15 protein-coding genes and 1 tRNA gene are annotated in these 16,327 nt (G+C 64.5%); 8 read left to right on the forward strand and 8 right to left on the reverse strand.

Annotated elements, in window-relative coordinates; all coding sequences use genetic code 11:
* Positions 1 to 5: 5 nt before the first annotated feature.
* On the reverse strand, positions 6 to 1,088 hold the full coding sequence (locus tag MXA07_RS09700) for a bactofilin family protein (protein WP_247728406.1): 1,083 nt from the start codon (positions 1,086 to 1,088) through the stop codon (positions 6 to 8).
* 180 nt (positions 1,089 to 1,268) lie between these two features.
* Here MXA07_RS09700 and MXA07_RS09705 point away from each other — a divergent pair, with 180 nt between their 5' ends.
* Entirely contained in the window at positions 1,269 to 1,853 is a 585-nt protein-coding gene (locus MXA07_RS09705) for an NAD(P)/FAD-dependent oxidoreductase (RefSeq protein WP_247728407.1), read from the forward strand.
* A gap of 164 nt (positions 1,854 to 2,017) precedes the next feature.
* Positions 2,018 to 2,782, forward strand: a complete 765-nt coding sequence (locus tag MXA07_RS09710; protein WP_247728408.1) for an HFX_2341 family transcriptional regulator domain-containing protein — start codon at positions 2,018 to 2,020, stop codon at positions 2,780 to 2,782.
* An 87-nt stretch (positions 2,783 to 2,869) separates the two neighbouring features.
* Here the strand turns inward: MXA07_RS09710 and MXA07_RS09715 are convergent, their stop codons facing one another.
* The 3 genes from MXA07_RS09715 to MXA07_RS09725 all read right to left on the reverse strand — a co-directional run bounded on the left by MXA07_RS09715 (position 2,870) and on the right by MXA07_RS09725 (position 4,720).
* Positions 2,870 to 3,451, reverse strand: coding sequence for a hypothetical protein (locus MXA07_RS09715; RefSeq protein WP_247728409.1), 582 nt, complete (start codon positions 3,449 to 3,451; stop codon positions 2,870 to 2,872).
* 549 nt (positions 3,452 to 4,000) lie between these two features.
* Positions 4,001 to 4,074: transfer RNA gene (locus MXA07_RS09720), tRNA-Ile, on the reverse strand.
* Between the two features lie 58 nt (positions 4,075 to 4,132).
* On the reverse strand, positions 4,133 to 4,720 hold the full coding sequence (locus MXA07_RS09725) for an FxsA family protein (protein WP_247728410.1): 588 nt from the start codon (positions 4,718 to 4,720) through the stop codon (positions 4,133 to 4,135).
* Positions 4,721 to 4,852: 132 nt separating this feature from the next.
* On the opposite strand from MXA07_RS09725, the gene MXA07_RS09730 reads away from it, so the two are divergent.
* Positions 4,853 to 6,499 carry a DUF255 domain-containing protein gene (locus MXA07_RS09730; RefSeq protein ID WP_247728411.1) on the forward strand — a complete coding sequence of 549 codons (1,647 nt, stop codon included), beginning with the start codon at positions 4,853 to 4,855 and terminating at the stop codon, positions 6,497 to 6,499.
* 70 nt (positions 6,500 to 6,569) lie between these two features.
* A complete protein-coding gene (locus MXA07_RS09735; protein ID WP_247728412.1) occupies positions 6,570 to 7,373 on the forward strand; it encodes a TrmB family transcriptional regulator in 804 nt (267 codons plus the stop codon).
* A gap of 13 nt (positions 7,374 to 7,386) precedes the next feature.
* Here MXA07_RS09735 and mptA read toward each other — a convergent pair whose 3' ends face one another.
* The gene (gene mptA / locus MXA07_RS09740) at positions 7,387 to 8,319 is read right to left on the reverse strand and encodes a GTP cyclohydrolase MptA (RefSeq protein WP_247728413.1); all 933 of its coding nucleotides are present in this window, start codon (positions 8,317 to 8,319) and stop codon (positions 7,387 to 7,389) included.
* Positions 8,320 to 8,512: 193 nt separating this feature from the next.
* The gene (locus MXA07_RS09745) at positions 8,513 to 8,914 is read right to left on the reverse strand and encodes a DUF7961 family protein (RefSeq protein ID WP_247728414.1); all 402 of its coding nucleotides are present in this window, start codon (positions 8,912 to 8,914) and stop codon (positions 8,513 to 8,515) included.
* 162 nt (positions 8,915 to 9,076) lie between these two features.
* Here MXA07_RS09745 and MXA07_RS09750 point away from each other — a divergent pair, with 162 nt between their 5' ends.
* Positions 9,077 to 9,247: a hypothetical protein gene (locus MXA07_RS09750; protein ID WP_247728415.1), complete on the forward strand. Its 171-nt coding sequence runs from the start codon at positions 9,077 to 9,079 to the stop codon at positions 9,245 to 9,247.
* Positions 9,248 to 9,406: 159 nt separating this feature from the next.
* Here MXA07_RS09750 and MXA07_RS09755 read toward each other — a convergent pair whose 3' ends face one another.
* Both MXA07_RS09755 and MXA07_RS09760 read right to left on the reverse strand, forming a co-directional pair.
* The gene (locus tag MXA07_RS09755) at positions 9,407 to 10,435 is read right to left on the reverse strand and encodes a disk-shape morphogenesis protein volactin (protein WP_247728416.1); all 1,029 of its coding nucleotides are present in this window, start codon (positions 10,433 to 10,435) and stop codon (positions 9,407 to 9,409) included.
* A gap of 96 nt (positions 10,436 to 10,531) precedes the next feature.
* Complete coding sequence (locus MXA07_RS09760) at positions 10,532 to 11,458, reverse strand: cell division protein CdpA domain-containing protein (protein WP_247728417.1); 927 nt, start codon at positions 11,456 to 11,458, stop codon at positions 10,532 to 10,534.
* Between the two features lie 407 nt (positions 11,459 to 11,865).
* On the opposite strand from MXA07_RS09760, the gene dph2 reads away from it, so the two are divergent.
* From dph2 to MXA07_RS09775, 3 genes are all read left to right on the forward strand, one after another.
* Positions 11,866 to 12,912 carry a diphthamide biosynthesis enzyme Dph2 gene (dph2, locus tag MXA07_RS09765; protein ID WP_247728418.1) on the forward strand — a complete coding sequence of 349 codons (1,047 nt, stop codon included), beginning with the start codon at positions 11,866 to 11,868 and terminating at the stop codon, positions 12,910 to 12,912.
* Between the two features lie 146 nt (positions 12,913 to 13,058).
* Positions 13,059 to 13,898 (forward strand): MBL fold metallo-hydrolase, encoded by an 840-nt coding sequence (locus tag MXA07_RS09770; protein WP_247728419.1) that lies wholly within the window; start codon positions 13,059 to 13,061, stop codon positions 13,896 to 13,898.
* Positions 13,899 to 14,012: 114 nt separating this feature from the next.
* On the forward strand, positions 14,013 to 15,650 hold the full coding sequence (locus tag MXA07_RS09775; protein WP_247728420.1) for a hypothetical protein: 1,638 nt from the start codon (positions 14,013 to 14,015) through the stop codon (positions 15,648 to 15,650).
* The last annotated feature ends 677 nt before the right edge of the window (positions 15,651 to 16,327 follow it).

A 16,327-nucleotide genomic window follows, 5' to 3' on the forward strand; every position in this document is an offset into this window, starting at 1 on the left:
GTCGGTCAGGACGCCGGGGTCGAATCGCGCGGACTCGCGGCGGGCGGCCCGGATCGACGTCGGGACGTATAGAGGCCGATGGCCAGGCCGCCGAGGCCGAGCAGCAGGAGCACGAAGTCGATCACGCCGCCGAGCCACGGCACCAGGGAAAGGAACGCGCCGATCGCGAGGCCGAGGAGCAGGGCGAGCCAGGGTCGCTCGACGTCGACCAGCGACAGCACCCACACGCCGAGGGCGAACCGCCCGAGGACGAGTCCGATCCAGACGACGAGCGCGAAGAGCAGCGCGCCGATCAGCGAGAGCGGGATCCCCACCACGGTGAGCGCGACGGCGACGAGGACGACCGGGACGGCGATGAGGACGCCGAACCCGACCGCGCCGGTTCGGAGCGGGCGTCGCCGGGCGCGACCCGCGACGCCGGCCGTAAACCGCGGCGCGACGGCCAACAGGACCGCTCCGAGAACCAGGTTCAGGACGAACGCGTAGATGGCGAACAGCCAGGAGGCGAGCGGCTGGACGTCGCCGACGAGCCCCATGCCGAGTGTCGAATCGTGGGTGATCGACCCCTCGACCGCGTCCGTGTTCCCCGCGAGCGTGCCGTCGTAGGTCAGGTCGCCGTCGATCGAGGCGGATTCGCCGAGGGTTATCGTCTCCGCGCCGATCGTCGCGTCACCGCCGATCGTGCCGTCGATTCGGACGGTGCCGGCCCCGGCGTCGATCGAACCCCGTATTTCACCACCCTCGGCCAGGCGGATCGATCCCGCACCCGCCGAGACGTCGCCCGTCACCGTCCCGTCGATGTACAGATTTCCGGTGGCGACCGAGACGTCGCCGTCGACGGTCCCCCGAATTCGAACGTCACCGGCCAGTCCGGAGACGTCCCCCTCGACGGTCCCGTCCACGACGATCCCGCCGGCGACGCCCTCGACGCTCGAGACGGTCTCTCCCTCCTCGACCACGATCGACCCGCCGAACCCGCTCGTCGAGACGAGGCCGCTTCCGTCGGCCGGCGCGGCGGCCGCCGTGGCGCCCGAGAGGGCGAGTCCCGCGACGAGGAAACAGAGCACTCCGATCCAGCTGCGACGCATATCGTCGATACGCCAACTGGCCACTTATCCGCTCGCCTGACTCGTGCCGGCTCCCTCTTCCACCGTCGAACTTCGAAGCGAGCACCGTTCCCGCGAGGTGACTCCGGCGGCCGTTCCAGAAACCCACCCTTATCCCCCGCCGAAGTGACGTTTATGGGCGTTGATACGGTACGTGGGCGTATGTCCGACGTAGCAATTGTCGGCGGCGGTCCGGCCGGACTGTCCTGTGGCCTCTTCACCGCGAAGAACGGACTCGAGACGGTCCTGTTCGACGCCGACGGCACCTGGATGCACAAGGCCCACCTGTTCAACTACCCGGGAATCGGGTCGACGGACGGATCCACCCTGCTCGAACGAATGCGCGATCAGGCCGATCACTTCGACGTGGATCGCCGCCAGGGCGAGACGGTCGAATCGATCGCCGAGACGGGGGACGGATTCGAGATCGAATCTGAGGACGGTACGACCGAGGCGAGCTACGTCGTCCTCGCGACGGGTGCGAATCGGGACCTGGCCGAGACGCTCGGGTGCGCCTTCGACGGCGACGTCGTCGACGTCGACGTCACGAAGGAGACGTCGGTCGAGAACGCCTACGCGACCGGCGCGATGGTTCGCGCGGAGGAGTGGCAGGCCGTCATCTCCGCCGGCGACGGCGCCGCGGCCGCGCTCAATATCCTCACCAAGGAACGCGGTGAACACTTCCACGACTTCGACGTTCCATCCGACGCCGAAGCGGTATTCGGCTCGATGAGTGACGACGCGTAGGTTCGGTCGACCAACTTGCTTGCCACCCTGGCTCTCGCCCGTCGACCCCGCCGGCCAGTTTGGCGCGTGCGGGTTCGCCGTCCGGTTCGCGACTCCGCGGTTAGCCGCCGTTTCACCGTCCCGAACAGTCAGAATAATGAGCGCTCCCGCGCGTACTCCCTCGTATGGAGGTCTCCGAACGGGTCCACGTCGCGCCGGTCGGGTTCGAGTACGATCGCGTCTACGAACCGATCGAGCGCCAGCGCGCCGACGTCGTCCACCTCCTCGTCGACGCGGATCCCGACGGCGTCCCGCCGTACGTCGATTCGCTGCGCTCGTCGCTCGAATCGATCGTCCGATCGGTCTCCGTTCACGAGTGTGACTTCTCGAACGTGTACGCCGTCCTCGGCGACGTGACAACGATCGCGGCGACCCACGAGGGAGACGACGTGTTCGTCAACGTCTCCGGAGCCGGAGTCATCCCCGCGGTCGGCGCGACGATCGCGTGTATGGACGTCTCGACCGACGCCACGGCCTACCACGTCGAACCGGCCGAGACGGTGTACGACGAATCCGAGGCGCCGGTCAGTCGCGGCGTCGCGTCGACCAGCCGCGTTCCGACCTACCCAATCGACTCGCCGACCCGCGACCAGATCGCGATCATGGACTTTCTCGCCGATCCGTCCGCCCACGACGATCGCTTCGAGACGACCCACCCCAAGAAGAAGGACCTGATCGAGTACGCCCGATCGGCCGAACTGGGGTTCATCGCCGACCGCAATCCAGCGAGCGAGAAGGGCGCGTTTCGGTTGCTCGATACCCACATCGTCGAACCGCTAGAGGCCGATGGCTACGTCACCGTCGAACGGGTGGGTCGCCGCCGACTGGTTCACCTGACCGATCGAGGACGGAACGCACTCCGCGCGTTCAGGCACAAACTCGACGAGTGAATCGGTCGATCGGGCCCGATTCCACCGTCGGGGACCGTGTCGAGGCGCGGCTCATCCCCGGGTTACATCGGGTCGCCGGCTTCGACCTCAGTTCCGATCCCTCGACGGGCCGTCGCCGTGAAGGTGAACGTAGAGCTCGACCCCGAGACGGGCCACTTCGAGGTCCGCCTCCAGCCGCCGCCGGTGGGCCCGGAGTTCCGTCCCGTCGAGCTCGGTGAGCGACTCGGTACTCATCGCGAGCACGCGCGGGTCGGCGTACTCGAACGCCGGCCCGTGGAGCCGCGGTGGGTTCTCCAGGCCGCGATCCTTCGCGTCGAGCAACTCGTCGATGGCGACGATAGTCTGGCGGAGCCGGCGCCGACGCGCGCCGGGTGCCGGCGGCGTGAGCTTTTCCTCGATCAGCCCGACTGCGTGACTGACCGCGCTCTCGTCGACGCCGATCACCGCCGCCGACCTTGACGCCGGGACCGAGGGCCCGATCGTCCGCTGACTGGCGACGATGACGCCCGCCAGCGCCTGAACCGGCGGCTCGAAACGGCGCGCGACCGTTGCGCCGGCACACGCGAGCGCCCCTCGCGCGATTTCGACGGTCTCGGTCGCGTCGATCGCCGCTGCGACCGCTTCGATCGGCGCCTCCACCCCGGCCGCCTGTCCGTCTGCGTCGGCCATGTGCGACCGTTGGGGTGATCGCACCGTCAGGAATTCGCCGTTAGTATCGTTACTTTCGATACTATCTGAACTATCGATACGCTCAGTATCGTTCGTACCTTCGACGTCGGTGTAGGCCCACGTGGCAGCATCTCGCTGTCGGTAGGCCACCGTGTTCGACGCGACGGTCGCGACCGTCCATCACCGGCAGTCGACCTCACTCGCTTCCGCTCGTGAGCGTGTGTTTTCCGTCATTCAAATCCTCCTTCGATCCGATGCTCGCCGCTCGCGGACTTGCTCGCGGCGAGAAAATGGGCCAACTCGGATTTGAACCGAAATCAGACGTGCTCGCTCACTCCGTTCGCTGCGCGCGACTGATAGGGCTCGAATCCTCGTTTGATCCAACACCTGTGGCTCGCGGATTTGCTCGCCACAGGAGATGGGCCAACTCGGATTTGAACCACCGGAAGACGGTCTCACTCGCTCTGCTCGTGAGCGTGCGACTTCCGTCATTCAAATCCTCGTACGATCCGATGCTCGCCGCTCGCGAACTTGCTCGCGGCGAGAAAATGGGCCAACTCGGATTTGAACCGAGAGCCTCCACCTTATCAGAGTGGCGCTCAACCTAATTGAGCTATTGGCCCGCTCCGCATTGTTCCGTAGCCGGGTGGGATGTTTAAACGTTTCTTTCTGTTCGGCGGTTCATCGACCGACGGCGTCGCCGTCGTCGTCCGCATCGTCCTCGAGATCGATCTCGTACGTGCCGCTGCGTTCCGTCGCTGCTTCGTCGGAGTCGACACGGTAGGCGTCTGCACCCAGGTTGACCGTCGAACCGTCGGTGGCGTCGCCTCCGGCCTGTCCCCCCGCGGGAAAGCCGCCGGTCCAGACCGCGCCGGTCGCGAACCCATTTGCCTTTCGGTCGATGTAGGGGACGACGACGGTTCGCTTGAGCAGCATGCGGATCGGGATTCGGGTGAGCGGAATTGCGATGAGGAACCCGATCGCGTCGGTGACTAGTCCGGGGGTGAGCAGGAATGCACCGGCCGCGATGAGCAGCGCGCCGTCGAGCAACTCGTTCGTCGGCGCCTTCCCCTTCGCCAGCGACCGCTGGATCTTTCGCAGGGTTCGTCGTCCCTCGGCCCTGACGAGTAGTAACCCGACGAGACCGGTGAGGACGACCAGCGCCACCATCTCGAGGAACCCGAAGACGTCCACGTAGACGATGAGCACGCCGAGCAGGACGGCGTCGAGAAACGGGATCGCGAGGAGCGCGAGCAACCACCGAAGCATTGCGCAGGGCTACTTTCCCCACCGGGAAAACCCTTTAGTTTGACTGCCGTTCGGTCGCCCACCGGACGACAATCGACCCGACCCGCTGGACCAAACGATGGACTTACCGCGATCCCGGCGCTCGAACCCGATATGAGCGCCGAGTCCCGGGTCGAGTGGCGCGAGTGGGGCCCGCGTCCCTTCGTACTGGCCGAAAGCACTGATCGTCCCATTCTACTCTCGCTAACGGCCAGCTGGTGTCGACCGTGCGCGTCGATGGACGCGACTACCTACGCGGATCCCCGAATCGCCGCGAGTATCAACGACCGGTTCGTTCCAGTGCGCGTCGACGCCGACCGGCGCCCGCGCGTCCGCGATCGGTACAACGCCGGCGGCTTTCCGTCGACCGTCTTCCTGACACCCGACGGGGAGATCATCGAGGCTGTGACCTACCTCGATCCGGATGCACTCAGGTCGACGCTCGATCACGTCGAGTCGACGTGGCAGGACCGTGGCGATGCCGCCGGCACCGTTCCGGAGACGCTCCCGTCGGATGGGACGCCGAAGGGTACGCTCGCGGAATCGATCCTCGATCGGGCTTACCAGACGCTCCGATCGGCGAACGACGAACGGGCGGGCGGCTGGGGCGGGGCTCCAAAGTTTCCGCTCCCGGCGGCGATCGAATTCCTCCTCGGACGGGACGATGCGATGGCGCAGTCGGCCCTCGACGCCGTTCGAACCGGCCTCGCCTCGCCGGACGGCGGATTCTACCGGTTCGCCCACGAGCGAGACTGGTCGGATCCACAGCGCGAGATCCGACTCGAGGACACCGCCGCCCTGATTCGAGCCTTCGCGAACGCGTACCTCCACACGGGTGCCGAGCGATATCGATCGACCGCCGAGCGCGCGATCGAGTTCGCGACCGGGACGCTGTGGGTCGAGCCATCGGCCGAGACCGGCCGCAACGACGGTGCGTTCGCCAACGCCGTCGCGGGGGATGCGACCGACGACGCCGATTTCGATGCCGATCGTGGACGCTCGATCGATCGGACGGTCTACGCCGGCGTGAACGGCCTGGCGATCGATGCCCTCTCTTCGCACGCGGCCTACACGGACCACGAACGCGCACGGGAGTTCGCACAGCGGGCGCTCGCTACGGTCAGGCACGACCTCCTCGAAGACGGCGTCGTCGATCACCGTCTCGATGCCCCTCGCGACGAGGCGACGCGATGCTTGCTCGCCGATCAGACGCGCGTCTGCCGGGCGCTGCTCTCGGCCCGCTCCGTCTTCGGTTGGGAGACGATCCCGGCCGCTCGTCGCGTCGCAGACGTCACGATCGACCGGCTTCGGGACGAGGAGACCGGATCGGTGCTGGACGGTCCCCGCTCCGAAACGGGCCTGCTCTCGCGCCCGCTCCGGCCGCTGGAAGCGAACGCGGAACTGGCGTCGGTCCTGCTCGACCTCTCGGTACTGACCGGCGAGGAGGCCTATCGAGCCGACGGTCGTGCCATCCTCGAGGCGTTCGCCGGCGCCAGCGACACCATCGGCGTCCGTTCGTGCGGCTACCCGTCGGCCGTGGGCCGGTACCTGCACGATCCGTTGATCGTCCGTGTCGGTGCCCCCGCCGGGTCGGACCTTCACCGCGCAGCTTTCCGGGTCGCCGATCACCGGAAGATCGTCGTTCCGAACGCTCCGTCGGTCCCCGACGACGCCGCCCGGGTCGAACGCGGCGACCGACGGTCCGAACCCGCACGCAGTCCGGCCGAACTCGTCTCCCGCGTCGAGTCCGTCAGCACCTGACCTCCGGGACAACTCCAAACGGAGTCAAACTACCGATCCGTTTATTATCCGCCAAGTGCTATACCGAGATATGGCGAGTTTACGGGATCTCGGCCTCTCCGAATACGAAGCTCGCGCCTATCGGTCCCTCCTGCAAACGGGTCCGACAACGGCCAAGGAGTTGTCCCGCGCCAGCGACGTGCCGATGGGACGGATTTACGACGTCCTCAACAGCATCGAACAGTACAACCTCGTCAGGAGCCAGACGGCGAGTCGCCCGAAGAAGTACGTCGCCGTCGAACCGTCGACCGCGCTCGATCGCCTGCTCGCGGACAAGAAACGCGAACTCGAGGAACGAGCCGACCAGTACGAGTCCATCGTCGACGACCTCTCCGACGAACTCGTCGCGACCGACCCGGTCGACGAACAGTTCTGGACGGCGGCGATCGGGCCCGCGGACACCTTCGAACTCATCGGCGAGCGCCTCGCGGCGGCCGACGACTCGATCGTGATGGTCGCCGCGGACCCGACGCCGCAGATCGACGTGCGAACGGTAGGCGAGGAGGTCCTCGATCACCTCGAGTCGGCGCTCGATCGGGGCGTCTCCGTCGACGTCCTGATGAATCGATCGCTTGTCGACGAACTCCCCCAGTCGGTCGGACGGCGATACCGACGGACGTTACAGTCACGATCCGACTTCGCCGTGCGGACGTCCGAACGAGTCACGGGATCGTTCAATCTCATCGATAGTATCGAGGTCTGCATTCAGGTCCCGAACCCCCTCTCGACCGGCGAGATATTCGGCACGATCGATCTCAAGGACGCGGAGTTCGCCGGCGAAGTGTACGACGAGTTTCGCCCCCTCTGGCGTGAGGCGAAACCGCTCGAACTCTGAAAACGCCGATCCGTCAGTCCTCGCGGGCGATTTCCGCTCGAAGCGTCTCCATGTCGACGACCCGCTCGGCGTGGGCGTTGTGCTGGTGGATGGACTCGTCGTTCGACTGCGACATCGTGACGACCGCGTCGTCTGGGAGGTGTTCGAAGGTGTCGACGACGCCCTCGGCCATCGACCGCACGCAGTCTTCGACGAACTTGGCGTCCGCGTGCGATCGGTAGGTCATCGCGTCCTCGTCGGGACGCTTCGCGAGGTTGTAGATCCGCGCGCTCATCGCGTCGCGCGCGATGTCGATTACGGTGTCGAGCTCGACCTCGGGATCGCCGTCGGCCTCGATCGTGAGCGTCGCGTGTCCGCGCTGCGAGTGGCCCGGTTGCGGCACCTCGTCGAGAAAGGCCGTGATGGTCTCCTCGTCGACGCCGAGATCCTCGAGCGTCTGCTTGGCGCGGGCCGTCGACATTCCCTGCGAACAGGGACAGACGGTCAACCCGTCGACCCGGGCGCCGATCTCCTCGCGCGTCCCCTCGTCGGTTGCCGTCGCCGCCGCGATGATGTCGACGGTGTGCTGGGTTTCGCGGTCGGTCGCGGGCGTCCTCTCGCGTCGCATCAGCGTCGCCTCCATCGAGACTTCGGCGCGGGTGGTGTACTCGTGTTTCTCGAGCAAGCGACCTGCGGCGTCGCCACAGACTTCCTCCGGGCGATAGGCCTCTTCGCGCGTCGCCGACTCCAGGATCTCGTCGATCACTTCCATATTCCGGCTCATGTCCGCGCCCTTTCGCCAGGCCGGCAGATCCACGAAGACGTCGAATTCGGCAGTGAGGATGATCGGCCGCTTGCCGTTCCGGGCGAGTTTGACGAGTTTCTCGACGCCGGTGACGCCGACCTGGCTCAGGCCGACGGTCACGTCCGGCGAGCTCGCCTGCACGTCCGGCAGTTGCTGACTCATCGGGTAGATGCTGGGCTAGCGTGCGATTAGGCCTTTCGAAACCGGACTTCGAGACGGCGCGTTCGCCTCCCGGCGGCGTGGGAGTGATCGGACGAACGGGGTTTCGTTCGACAGCACGGACGATCTCCGCCGCCAGGTCGCTCCGATCGCGTCGTCGAACCCGCGCCGTCGAGCCGACGTCTCGTCGGACTGTTCAGGATGTCAGGTCGACATCACCGCTGACGTCGAGCCGGATCCCGGCTCGGTCCGCCCGATCGGCACAGGCCCGAAGGGCCGATCGAATCCGCTCTCCGTCTCCTTCGGTCCGGCACTCGACGAGCAGGCTGTCGATGCCGAGGAACGAGCCGACGCGGATGTACTCTCGCACCCGATCCGCGGTCGCTTGCGTTTCCAGGCTGCAGGTTCCATCGAAGCCCGCCTCGACCGTGAGCCGAGCCGGCGTGAACCCTTCCTCGCGCAACGTCCGTTTGAAATCCCGAAGATACGCTGTATCGGTCGATTCGAGGGACGACGCGTCGACGTCGATGGGGGTGGTTTCGATCGGTCGACAGCCGTCGATCGTCTCCGCGATGGTGGACCGGTGGGTGGCGCTCATGGAAATCGATACGCTCGCCGCATACTTATACTTTGATGGATGCATAATGGTAATACGAGACGCGTCACGACGGCCCTCGGCAGTGCGAGGGAGCGACAACGGTTTCGATGACCGTCTATCAGTTACACATAGAGTTAAGATCATGGAGTCGTTGGACTAAATATGGACGACTGTCCTCGATGTCAGTCTCCGCTCGAGCGACTCTCTCTCGCCGAGGCAGAGACCGTCGCGTGCACGCGCTGTGGATATGCCGACATTCCGGTCGAGCACGAGGCGGAGTGGGACGAACCGGAGTCCTGGCGCGACGCGATGAATCGGTTTTACGAACAGTGACGCGGTCGCTCCGTTTTCCAGCCGCGTCGACCCGCTCCGACCTGACCGTCCACACCCGGTGAGCGACGGTACTGCCGGTCTATCGTCCTCGCTACAACACCTAGTGGACTAGATCCGAATGCGAAACTGGTACAAAACCGAATTCCGCCGCCGTGGGGATTACTCGTTCGCCGGCGCCGCTTCCGCGTCCGCTTCGGTGTCCTGCTCGACGTCTTCGTCGGACCGCGCGGCGACCAGTCCGCCGCGTGCGACGCTGTAGAGCGGTTCGTCGGCGTGAGAGACGCCGCTGATCGAGAACGGGATGTTCGCGTCTTCGAGGTGGTCGCGGAACAGCGCCTCGAACCCGTCGGGGCTCGAGGTTCCGCCGGTGACGACGACCGGGATGTCGAGGCCCTCCTCGACGTCCTCCTCGTCGACCTCGTTGACGGTCCGTTCGATGACGTAGTCGAGGAGGTTCTCGTAGTAGATCGAGAGGGCGCCCTCGACGCCACCGACGTCCGTGGTGAAGTCGAGTTCGAAGTCGTCCTCCTTGATCGAGGTGACCTTGTCGACCGGCGTGCCGGTCGCGCGGGCGGCCTGCTCGTCGATCCAGTCGCCGCCGCGAGCGACGGAGAACTTCATCACGGGGACGGCGTAGTACGCGAGACAGACGTTCGTCATCCCGGCACCGAAGCTGATGCCGAGACCGGTGAAGTTGTTGTCCGCCAGCTCGCTGTAGATGACGGCCATCCCCTCGTTGATGGGCTCTGCGTCGTAACCCATGTCGTTGAGGAACGACTCGATCGTCTTCTGGTGGTACAGCGTCGAGAGATCGGAGTCGATCGGGTCGGCCGGCGTCGAGAAGTAGAGTTTCTCGTCCGGATAGGCCGGCTCGCCGACGACCTGCTCGATGATGAGTTTCATCATCGGGATCGCTGACTTCTCGTCCGAGGAGAGGATCCCCTGGGACATCGGTCGACGCGTCTCTTTGTTGAAGATATTCGCGAAGTTGAGCGCGTCGTCGCCGACGACGTAGACCTTGTCGTCCTTGCGGATGTGAAGTACTTCGCTCCGGGAAAGCATCTGCTCGGCCATATCCGAGTACTCGATTTCCACGAAGGAGTTGCGCTGCTGCACGAATACCGTGTCGTTGCCATCCTGCTGTGCGGACAGGATGTTCATCGTTCCGACGTCTAGGCCTTTGGCCATATATGGCCAAGGAGACTGACGGATTATAAATCTATGTGAATTAATCTCTCCCTCTTATATAGGGAAAAATACCGATTAACCCGCGACGATCGACGATTAATTACGCTTTACCCGATTTCGAACTGCGCTGACCCGTCCCTTCAGCCGATTAACCAATCCGCTCGCCCGGTGTTTGACCGTGTCGAGCGGCCCTGCGTTTCTCGTGGCCAGTTCCTCGGCCCGCTTCTTCTCTCGGAGTTCCTTCAGCTTCTGCGTCTGGTCGTCGACGGTTCCCGGGGCGGTGGCGGTCTTGGCCTCGCCCCCTTTGAGGCCCTTGAGGCCGGCGACCTGTTGCTGGACGCCGCTGGATCGAGTCTTCGTCACGCCCATCGAACCGACGTTCGCCTCGTCGAACTCGTCGTCCGTGAACGTCAGCCGACTCGTCTCGCGCTTCTCGACGCCGCCCCAGGAGAGCTCGACGTCTTCCATCGCGCTGTCGATGTCCGCCGCGATCTCCTCGTCTGTATACTGTTCTTTGTCTTCCTCTTCCGCTGGCCCGGCGGGCTCGATCTGCCTCGCCAGGTCGAGGTAGTGTGCGATCAGCGCGGCGCCCGTCGAGGCGGCGATTCCCGCCAGCCCCACCGCGTAGACGGCGACGACCTGGACGGTGTAATCCGCGCCGTAGCCGTTCCAGTTATCCGGGTACGAGTAGAGGAAGCCGGCCACGCCGATGGCGGTGATCCCGACCCCAGCGGCCGAGACGGCGAGCACCCGACGCTCCGACGGCAGCAGCACGACGATGCCGAGCATGACGACCGGCAGGGCCAGCATTCCCATCGCGTATGCCGGCTGGACCCATTTGATGTACGGATCTGAGTCTACTTCGAACGTACCTCCCCAGACGAACAGTACCAGTGCGACGACGGCCAGCACGAGCCCGCACAGGAACAGCCCGAACCCGACGTAGACGTCACGGTCACTGTTCGGTTCACCGATGTAGCGTCGGTAAAGTTCGAACAGTTTGTCTTCGGGAATAGGTGACATTGCAACTGCCTTTTGACTCCAGTACCATCACTTTTTGCCCGCAACCGTATCAGTTAACGAACCATCGTCTGACGCCGGTCACACGCTACTGTTTTCCGCTGCGTCCGACGGTTGCACGCGCCGTCTGCTTCGCAAAGTCGTCGTCTCCGCTACTGTTCGTTTCCGCCGCGGCTGGTTGTCGCTCGCGTCCGACGAGCCCGACCAACTCGAAACACTTCGGATAGTATTCGTATCGCGCCCGTGTCGGCCCGGTCCCCGCGCGTTGATCGGCTGCACGATCTGTTGCTGCACGATCTGTTCGACGCGCGTCGGCCTCCACCCCCTTACTGTCGAGACCATCGGGGTCGCGAGCCCTCGTCGATGCGGGAAACGCGGTCGTTTTACGTGCGAAGCCGATAGCATCGATAATGAGCCAGGAGTCTTCGTACAGTGAAGGCGATCTCCGGAACACGGGGATGGCCCTGAAACACGACCGCGAGTGGGACTACGAACTCGATCGGATCGTCGAAGCGGCGACCGAACGCGACGCCGAAACGATCGGGCTGCAGTTCCCGGAAGGATTGAAACGCCGCGCGCCGAAGGTGGCAGACGACATTCGCGACGTCCTCGAGGACTGTCGGGTGCTCATCTCGGGCCAACCCTGTTACGGCGCGTGCGATCTCGACACCTATCTCATGAAGCGTTCCGACGTGTTCGTCCACTTCGGCCACTCCCCCATGAAAGAGACGGACAAGGTGATCTACGTGCCGCTGTTCTCGAACGTGGCGGTCACGCCGATCATGGAGGAAGCCCTGGAGACTCTGGAGGACCCGTCAGAGTCGCCCGCGGTCGGGCTCGTCACGACCGCCCAGCACATGAATCGCTTCGACGAGATGCGAACCTTCCTCGAGGAGCGGGGCTACGACGTACAGACCCGGCGAGGCGACGATCGACTCACGCACGAAGGGCAGGTCCTCGGCTGTAACTACGCGAGCGCCGACGTCGACGCTCCGCAGGTCCTCTACGTCGGCGGCGGGAAGTTCCACCCACTCGGTCTGGCGATGGAACACCCGGACAAGCGCGTGGTCATCGCGGATCCGGTGAACAACGTCGTCACCGTCGCGGACACGGAGAAGTTCGTCAAACAGCGCTACGCCTCGGTCCACAAGGCGATGGACGCGGAGACGTGGGGCGTCATCTTCTGTACGAAGATCGGCCAGGGCCGCTGGGACGAAGCCGAGGAGATCCTCGAGGACAACGACGACGCCTACCTCATCACGCTGGACGAGGTGACGCCGGACCGCCTGCGGAACTTCGATTTCGACGCCTTCGTCAACACGGGCTGTCCGCGGATCACCACCGACGACGGGCCGCAGTTTCACAAGCCGCTGCTCACTCCCGGCGAGTACGACGCCGCCGTCGGCAACAAACCGCTCTCGGAGATCGGCTTCGACACCTTCCACGACACCTGGTGACCGCCCCGGTCGACTCGATCTCGGCGTGAGATATCGCGTAACTGAATTCCTTGTCCGAAGTCGAGAGACCGACGTCCGACGTCGAGCCGTCCGGTTGCGAACGCGGAGACGTAACACTTACCCGGACGTTCGTCGCAGGATCGCGCATGAGTGTGAGTGATTGGGGCGACTGGCTCGTCCGGGAGATCGAATCGACCACCCCGGAGACGCTTTCGCTCTGGTACCTGGGCTGTAACGGGTTCGTCGTCAAGACCGCGGACGGGACGACGATCGCGATCGATCCGTACGTCGGACTCGGCGATCCACCGCGGACGGTTCGGATGATCCCAGTGCCGTTCGATCCGGCCGATTTTTCGGAGATGGACGCCATTCTCGCGACGCACGAACACACGGACCACGTCCACGGCCCCTCGCAGGCGCCGATCCTGGCCTCGACCGGCGCGTCGTTCCACGCCCCCGACGCCAGTCTGTCGGTCGCACTCGAGGAGGAACGCTGGACCGAGCAGTGGGACGTCGACCGATCACGGTTCGAATCGGTCGACGTCGGCGACTCGGTCGACGTCGGCGGCCTCTCCGTGTCCGTCGAACCGGCGAACGATCCCGACGCGATAGAGCCGGTCAGCTACGTCCTCGAATACGAGGACGCGACGATCTTCCACGGCGGAGACTCCCGGCCGGCAGCGGCGTTCGAAGATATCGGTGATCGCTACGACATCGACTTGGGCATCCTGGCCTTCGGCACCGTGGGGATGATCCCCGACAAAGAAACCGGTGACCCCGAGCGGACGCGCTGGTACTGCGACGAGAATCAGGTCGTCGAGGCGGCCCGCGCGCTCCAGCTCGATCGGTTACTTCCCTCACACTGGGACATGTGGCGTGGGTTAACGGCCGATCCCGACGCCCTCCGACACCACGCGGCGTCGTTCTCGCACCCGAGGCGTGTGACAGTCGCCGAAATCGGCGATCGGGTTTCGGTTTCGAACTGACGGAGCCCGACAGGTCGAGCCGTCGCCGAGCGTTCGTCGCCGAGATGCGAATCGCGGCTGCCCGTCGTTCCCCGCCCGTTTCTTTTATGGTCGTGCTGTGGTAATCGTACCCTAATGAGTTCCACCGCGGACGCTGACGGTGTCGTGACGGTGACGGAGTCCGGGATTTCCGTCACGAAACAGTTCGCACCCGACGAGTTTCCGGTCCCCGCGATCCGCTTCGAGATCGAATCGACCCGCGAGTCGCCAGTCTCGGTCCGGATCGGCGAAGCGATTCCCGAATCGTTCCCGATGGATGCCGTCGGGTTCCATCCCGAGTACCACAGCGATCAGTGGGTCGCCTACCAGAATCACCGGGTGGAGTTCACCGGTGAGATCGAACCGGAAACGTCGCTGGTGACCGTCTACGGGATTCGGGTGGACGAGGACTTCAATCCGGAGGCGTTCCTGACGGAGCCATCGATCATCGCCGTCGAACCGGCCGACGCTTCGGCCGACGAGACCCCGGAAGCGGACCCGAACGCGGTCGAGGAAGTGATCCCAGAGGACCGGAACGAGGTTGTCAAATCGATGCTCGCCGGCGATTCTGATGGTGTCCCCGGCCTCGAGGCTGACGACGATGCGGAGGCGGAATCGTCGGTCGAACTCGACATCGACGCGGCGGCCGAACGCGTCGCAGCGGGAGAAACCGCGTCGGCCGACGACTCGACCGATTCTGCTACAACCGACACGGACGAACCCGCAACTGACTCTGCCGACACCGAACCGTCCGCTTCCGAAACGTCCCCCACGACGGCGCCGGCGGCGTCGGAGTCGGAGACCACGGAGGATGAGACCGGTAGTACCCCCGAGCCCACTGAGACGACCGACGACGAGGCATCGTCGGTCGGTGACGAGTCCGACCCTGACCTCGACGCCCTCGATCCCGAGTCCGTCGCACACATGCTAGCGGAGGCACTCCGCGAGGAATCACTGTCCGGTGACGATCGAGACGTGATCCGATCCGCACTGGTTCCCGAGCCCGAGGCCGTTTCGACGGCCAAACTCGATCACCTGCAGCGTCGCGTCGAGGAGGTCGCGGCGTACTCGAACGCGCTCGAGGATTTCCTCGAATCGGAGGGTACCGGCGCGCAGCTCATCTCGGAGCTTCGATCCGAACTCGACTCCGTCCACACCGAACTGGAGTCGGTCCGCTCGTCGGTCGCGGATGTTGAATCGACGGTCGACGGGCTCGAACCGACCGTCTCCGAACTCGATACGAGTGTCGCGTCCGTCGAGGACACCGCGGAGTCGGCCCACGAGAAGATCGAAGGTGTCGAATCGACGATCACGGATACCACGACTCGTCTCGATTCCCTCGAGTCGTCTCAGGAGACGATCGAGTCGACCGTCGAGGAGGTCGAAGCCGAATCCGAATCGCTGCGCGCGGACGTTTCGGCGCTCGAGGAACAGGTGGAGGCGTCGCTCGAATCGCTCGAGTCACGCATCGATGCTGTCGAGTCGGAGGTCGAATCCGTCGACGACGATGTCGATTCGGTTGAATCGACGGTCGCGACGGTTTCCGAGGACGTCGACGATCTCCAGGGGTCGGTCTCCTCCGTGGAATCGGACCTGGACTCGGTAGCCGACGACGTCGACGACCTCGAGGAGACGGTTTCCGACGTCGAATCGGACGTCGAATCGGTTCGTGCGGACGTGACGGACATCCTCGATTGGCGGGACCAACTCGGTTCCATGTTCTCGGACGACTGACGCACGATATCTCCTTGGCGTGTATCATTCGGTGCTGTGTCGTATCGCTACTCGCATCGCTTACCGCACCGTCCGTGTTGTTCGATACCCCTCTACCGATCGGCCTCTTGCTCGCCTGAATTTTGTTTTGATTCCACCGCCGACCGCAGCGGCCGGTAGCGTCGGCCGAGGCCTGCACGGGACTAGAACTGAACCCGTTTCCGGCACCGGAAGACAGTTCCCGCCGACTCGATTGGTCAGGCCGTTGGCCAGTTTGATCGATCGCCGGTCACGAGCCCCGTTTCTGTCTGATTCTTGCTCGGGAGCCTTCGTTCGACTGCTGAAACCGGGTCGTGAGCGTGCAACCGCCTCACCCCATTTGATATAGCTATATACAGTTTATTTGTCCGCCTGCTGCCGGCCCGTCAATGAAAATCATCTTACTAATTATGTTTGATTGGATCCGGTGGCCCGGATTCAACCGGTGATTGAAACCGCTCAGCGGGGCCGATTCCGATCGAATCAGGCGAGACGGGGGATGAATAGCACCGATCGAGGCGCGCAACTGATCAGTGAATTACCTCAAGCACCACGGTGGGAGCTATCTTCGCTTGTATTCCGGTGACAGGCCAGGGGCCGCTCGTCCGGTCAATCGGTCCTCGTGATCACGTCCGTGTCCACCACAGCCGATGCCGATC

Origin of the sequence: Halovivax limisalsi, from assembly GCF_023093535.1 — an archaeon.
Lineage (GTDB): Archaea > Halobacteriota > Halobacteria > Halobacteriales > Natrialbaceae > Halovivax > Halovivax limisalsi.

Excerpts from the sequence above, each read along its gene's own strand:
- MXA07_RS09700 (WP_247728406.1), bottom strand. The coding sequence starts at position 1,088 with ATGCGTCGCAGCTGGATCGGAGTGCTCTGTTTCCTCGTCGCGGGACTC.
- MXA07_RS09705 (WP_247728407.1), top strand. The coding sequence starts at position 1,269 with ATGTCCGACGTAGCAATTGTCGGCGGCGGTCCGGCCGGACTGTCCTGT.
- MXA07_RS09710 (WP_247728408.1), top strand. The coding sequence starts at position 2,018 with ATGGAGGTCTCCGAACGGGTCCACGTCGCGCCGGTCGGGTTCGAGTAC.
- MXA07_RS09715 (WP_247728409.1), bottom strand. The coding sequence starts at position 3,451 with ATGGCCGACGCAGACGGACAGGCGGCCGGGGTGGAGGCGCCGATCGAA.
- MXA07_RS09725 (WP_247728410.1), bottom strand. The coding sequence starts at position 4,720 with ATGCTTCGGTGGTTGCTCGCGCTCCTCGCGATCCCGTTTCTCGACGCC.
- MXA07_RS09730 (WP_247728411.1), top strand. The coding sequence starts at position 4,853 with ATGAGCGCCGAGTCCCGGGTCGAGTGGCGCGAGTGGGGCCCGCGTCCC.
- MXA07_RS09735 (WP_247728412.1), top strand. The coding sequence starts at position 6,570 with ATGGCGAGTTTACGGGATCTCGGCCTCTCCGAATACGAAGCTCGCGCC.
- mptA (WP_247728413.1), bottom strand. The coding sequence starts at position 8,319 with ATGAGTCAGCAACTGCCGGACGTGCAGGCGAGCTCGCCGGACGTGACC.
- MXA07_RS09745 (WP_247728414.1), bottom strand. The coding sequence starts at position 8,914 with ATGAGCGCCACCCACCGGTCCACCATCGCGGAGACGATCGACGGCTGT.
- MXA07_RS09750 (WP_247728415.1), top strand. The coding sequence starts at position 9,077 with ATGGACGACTGTCCTCGATGTCAGTCTCCGCTCGAGCGACTCTCTCTC.
- MXA07_RS09755 (WP_247728416.1), bottom strand. The coding sequence starts at position 10,435 with ATGGCCAAAGGCCTAGACGTCGGAACGATGAACATCCTGTCCGCACAG.
- MXA07_RS09760 (WP_247728417.1), bottom strand. The coding sequence starts at position 11,458 with ATGTCACCTATTCCCGAAGACAAACTGTTCGAACTTTACCGACGCTAC.
- dph2 (WP_247728418.1), top strand. The coding sequence starts at position 11,866 with ATGAGCCAGGAGTCTTCGTACAGTGAAGGCGATCTCCGGAACACGGGG.
- MXA07_RS09770 (WP_247728419.1), top strand. The coding sequence starts at position 13,059 with ATGAGTGTGAGTGATTGGGGCGACTGGCTCGTCCGGGAGATCGAATCG.
- MXA07_RS09775 (WP_247728420.1), top strand. The coding sequence starts at position 14,013 with ATGAGTTCCACCGCGGACGCTGACGGTGTCGTGACGGTGACGGAGTCC.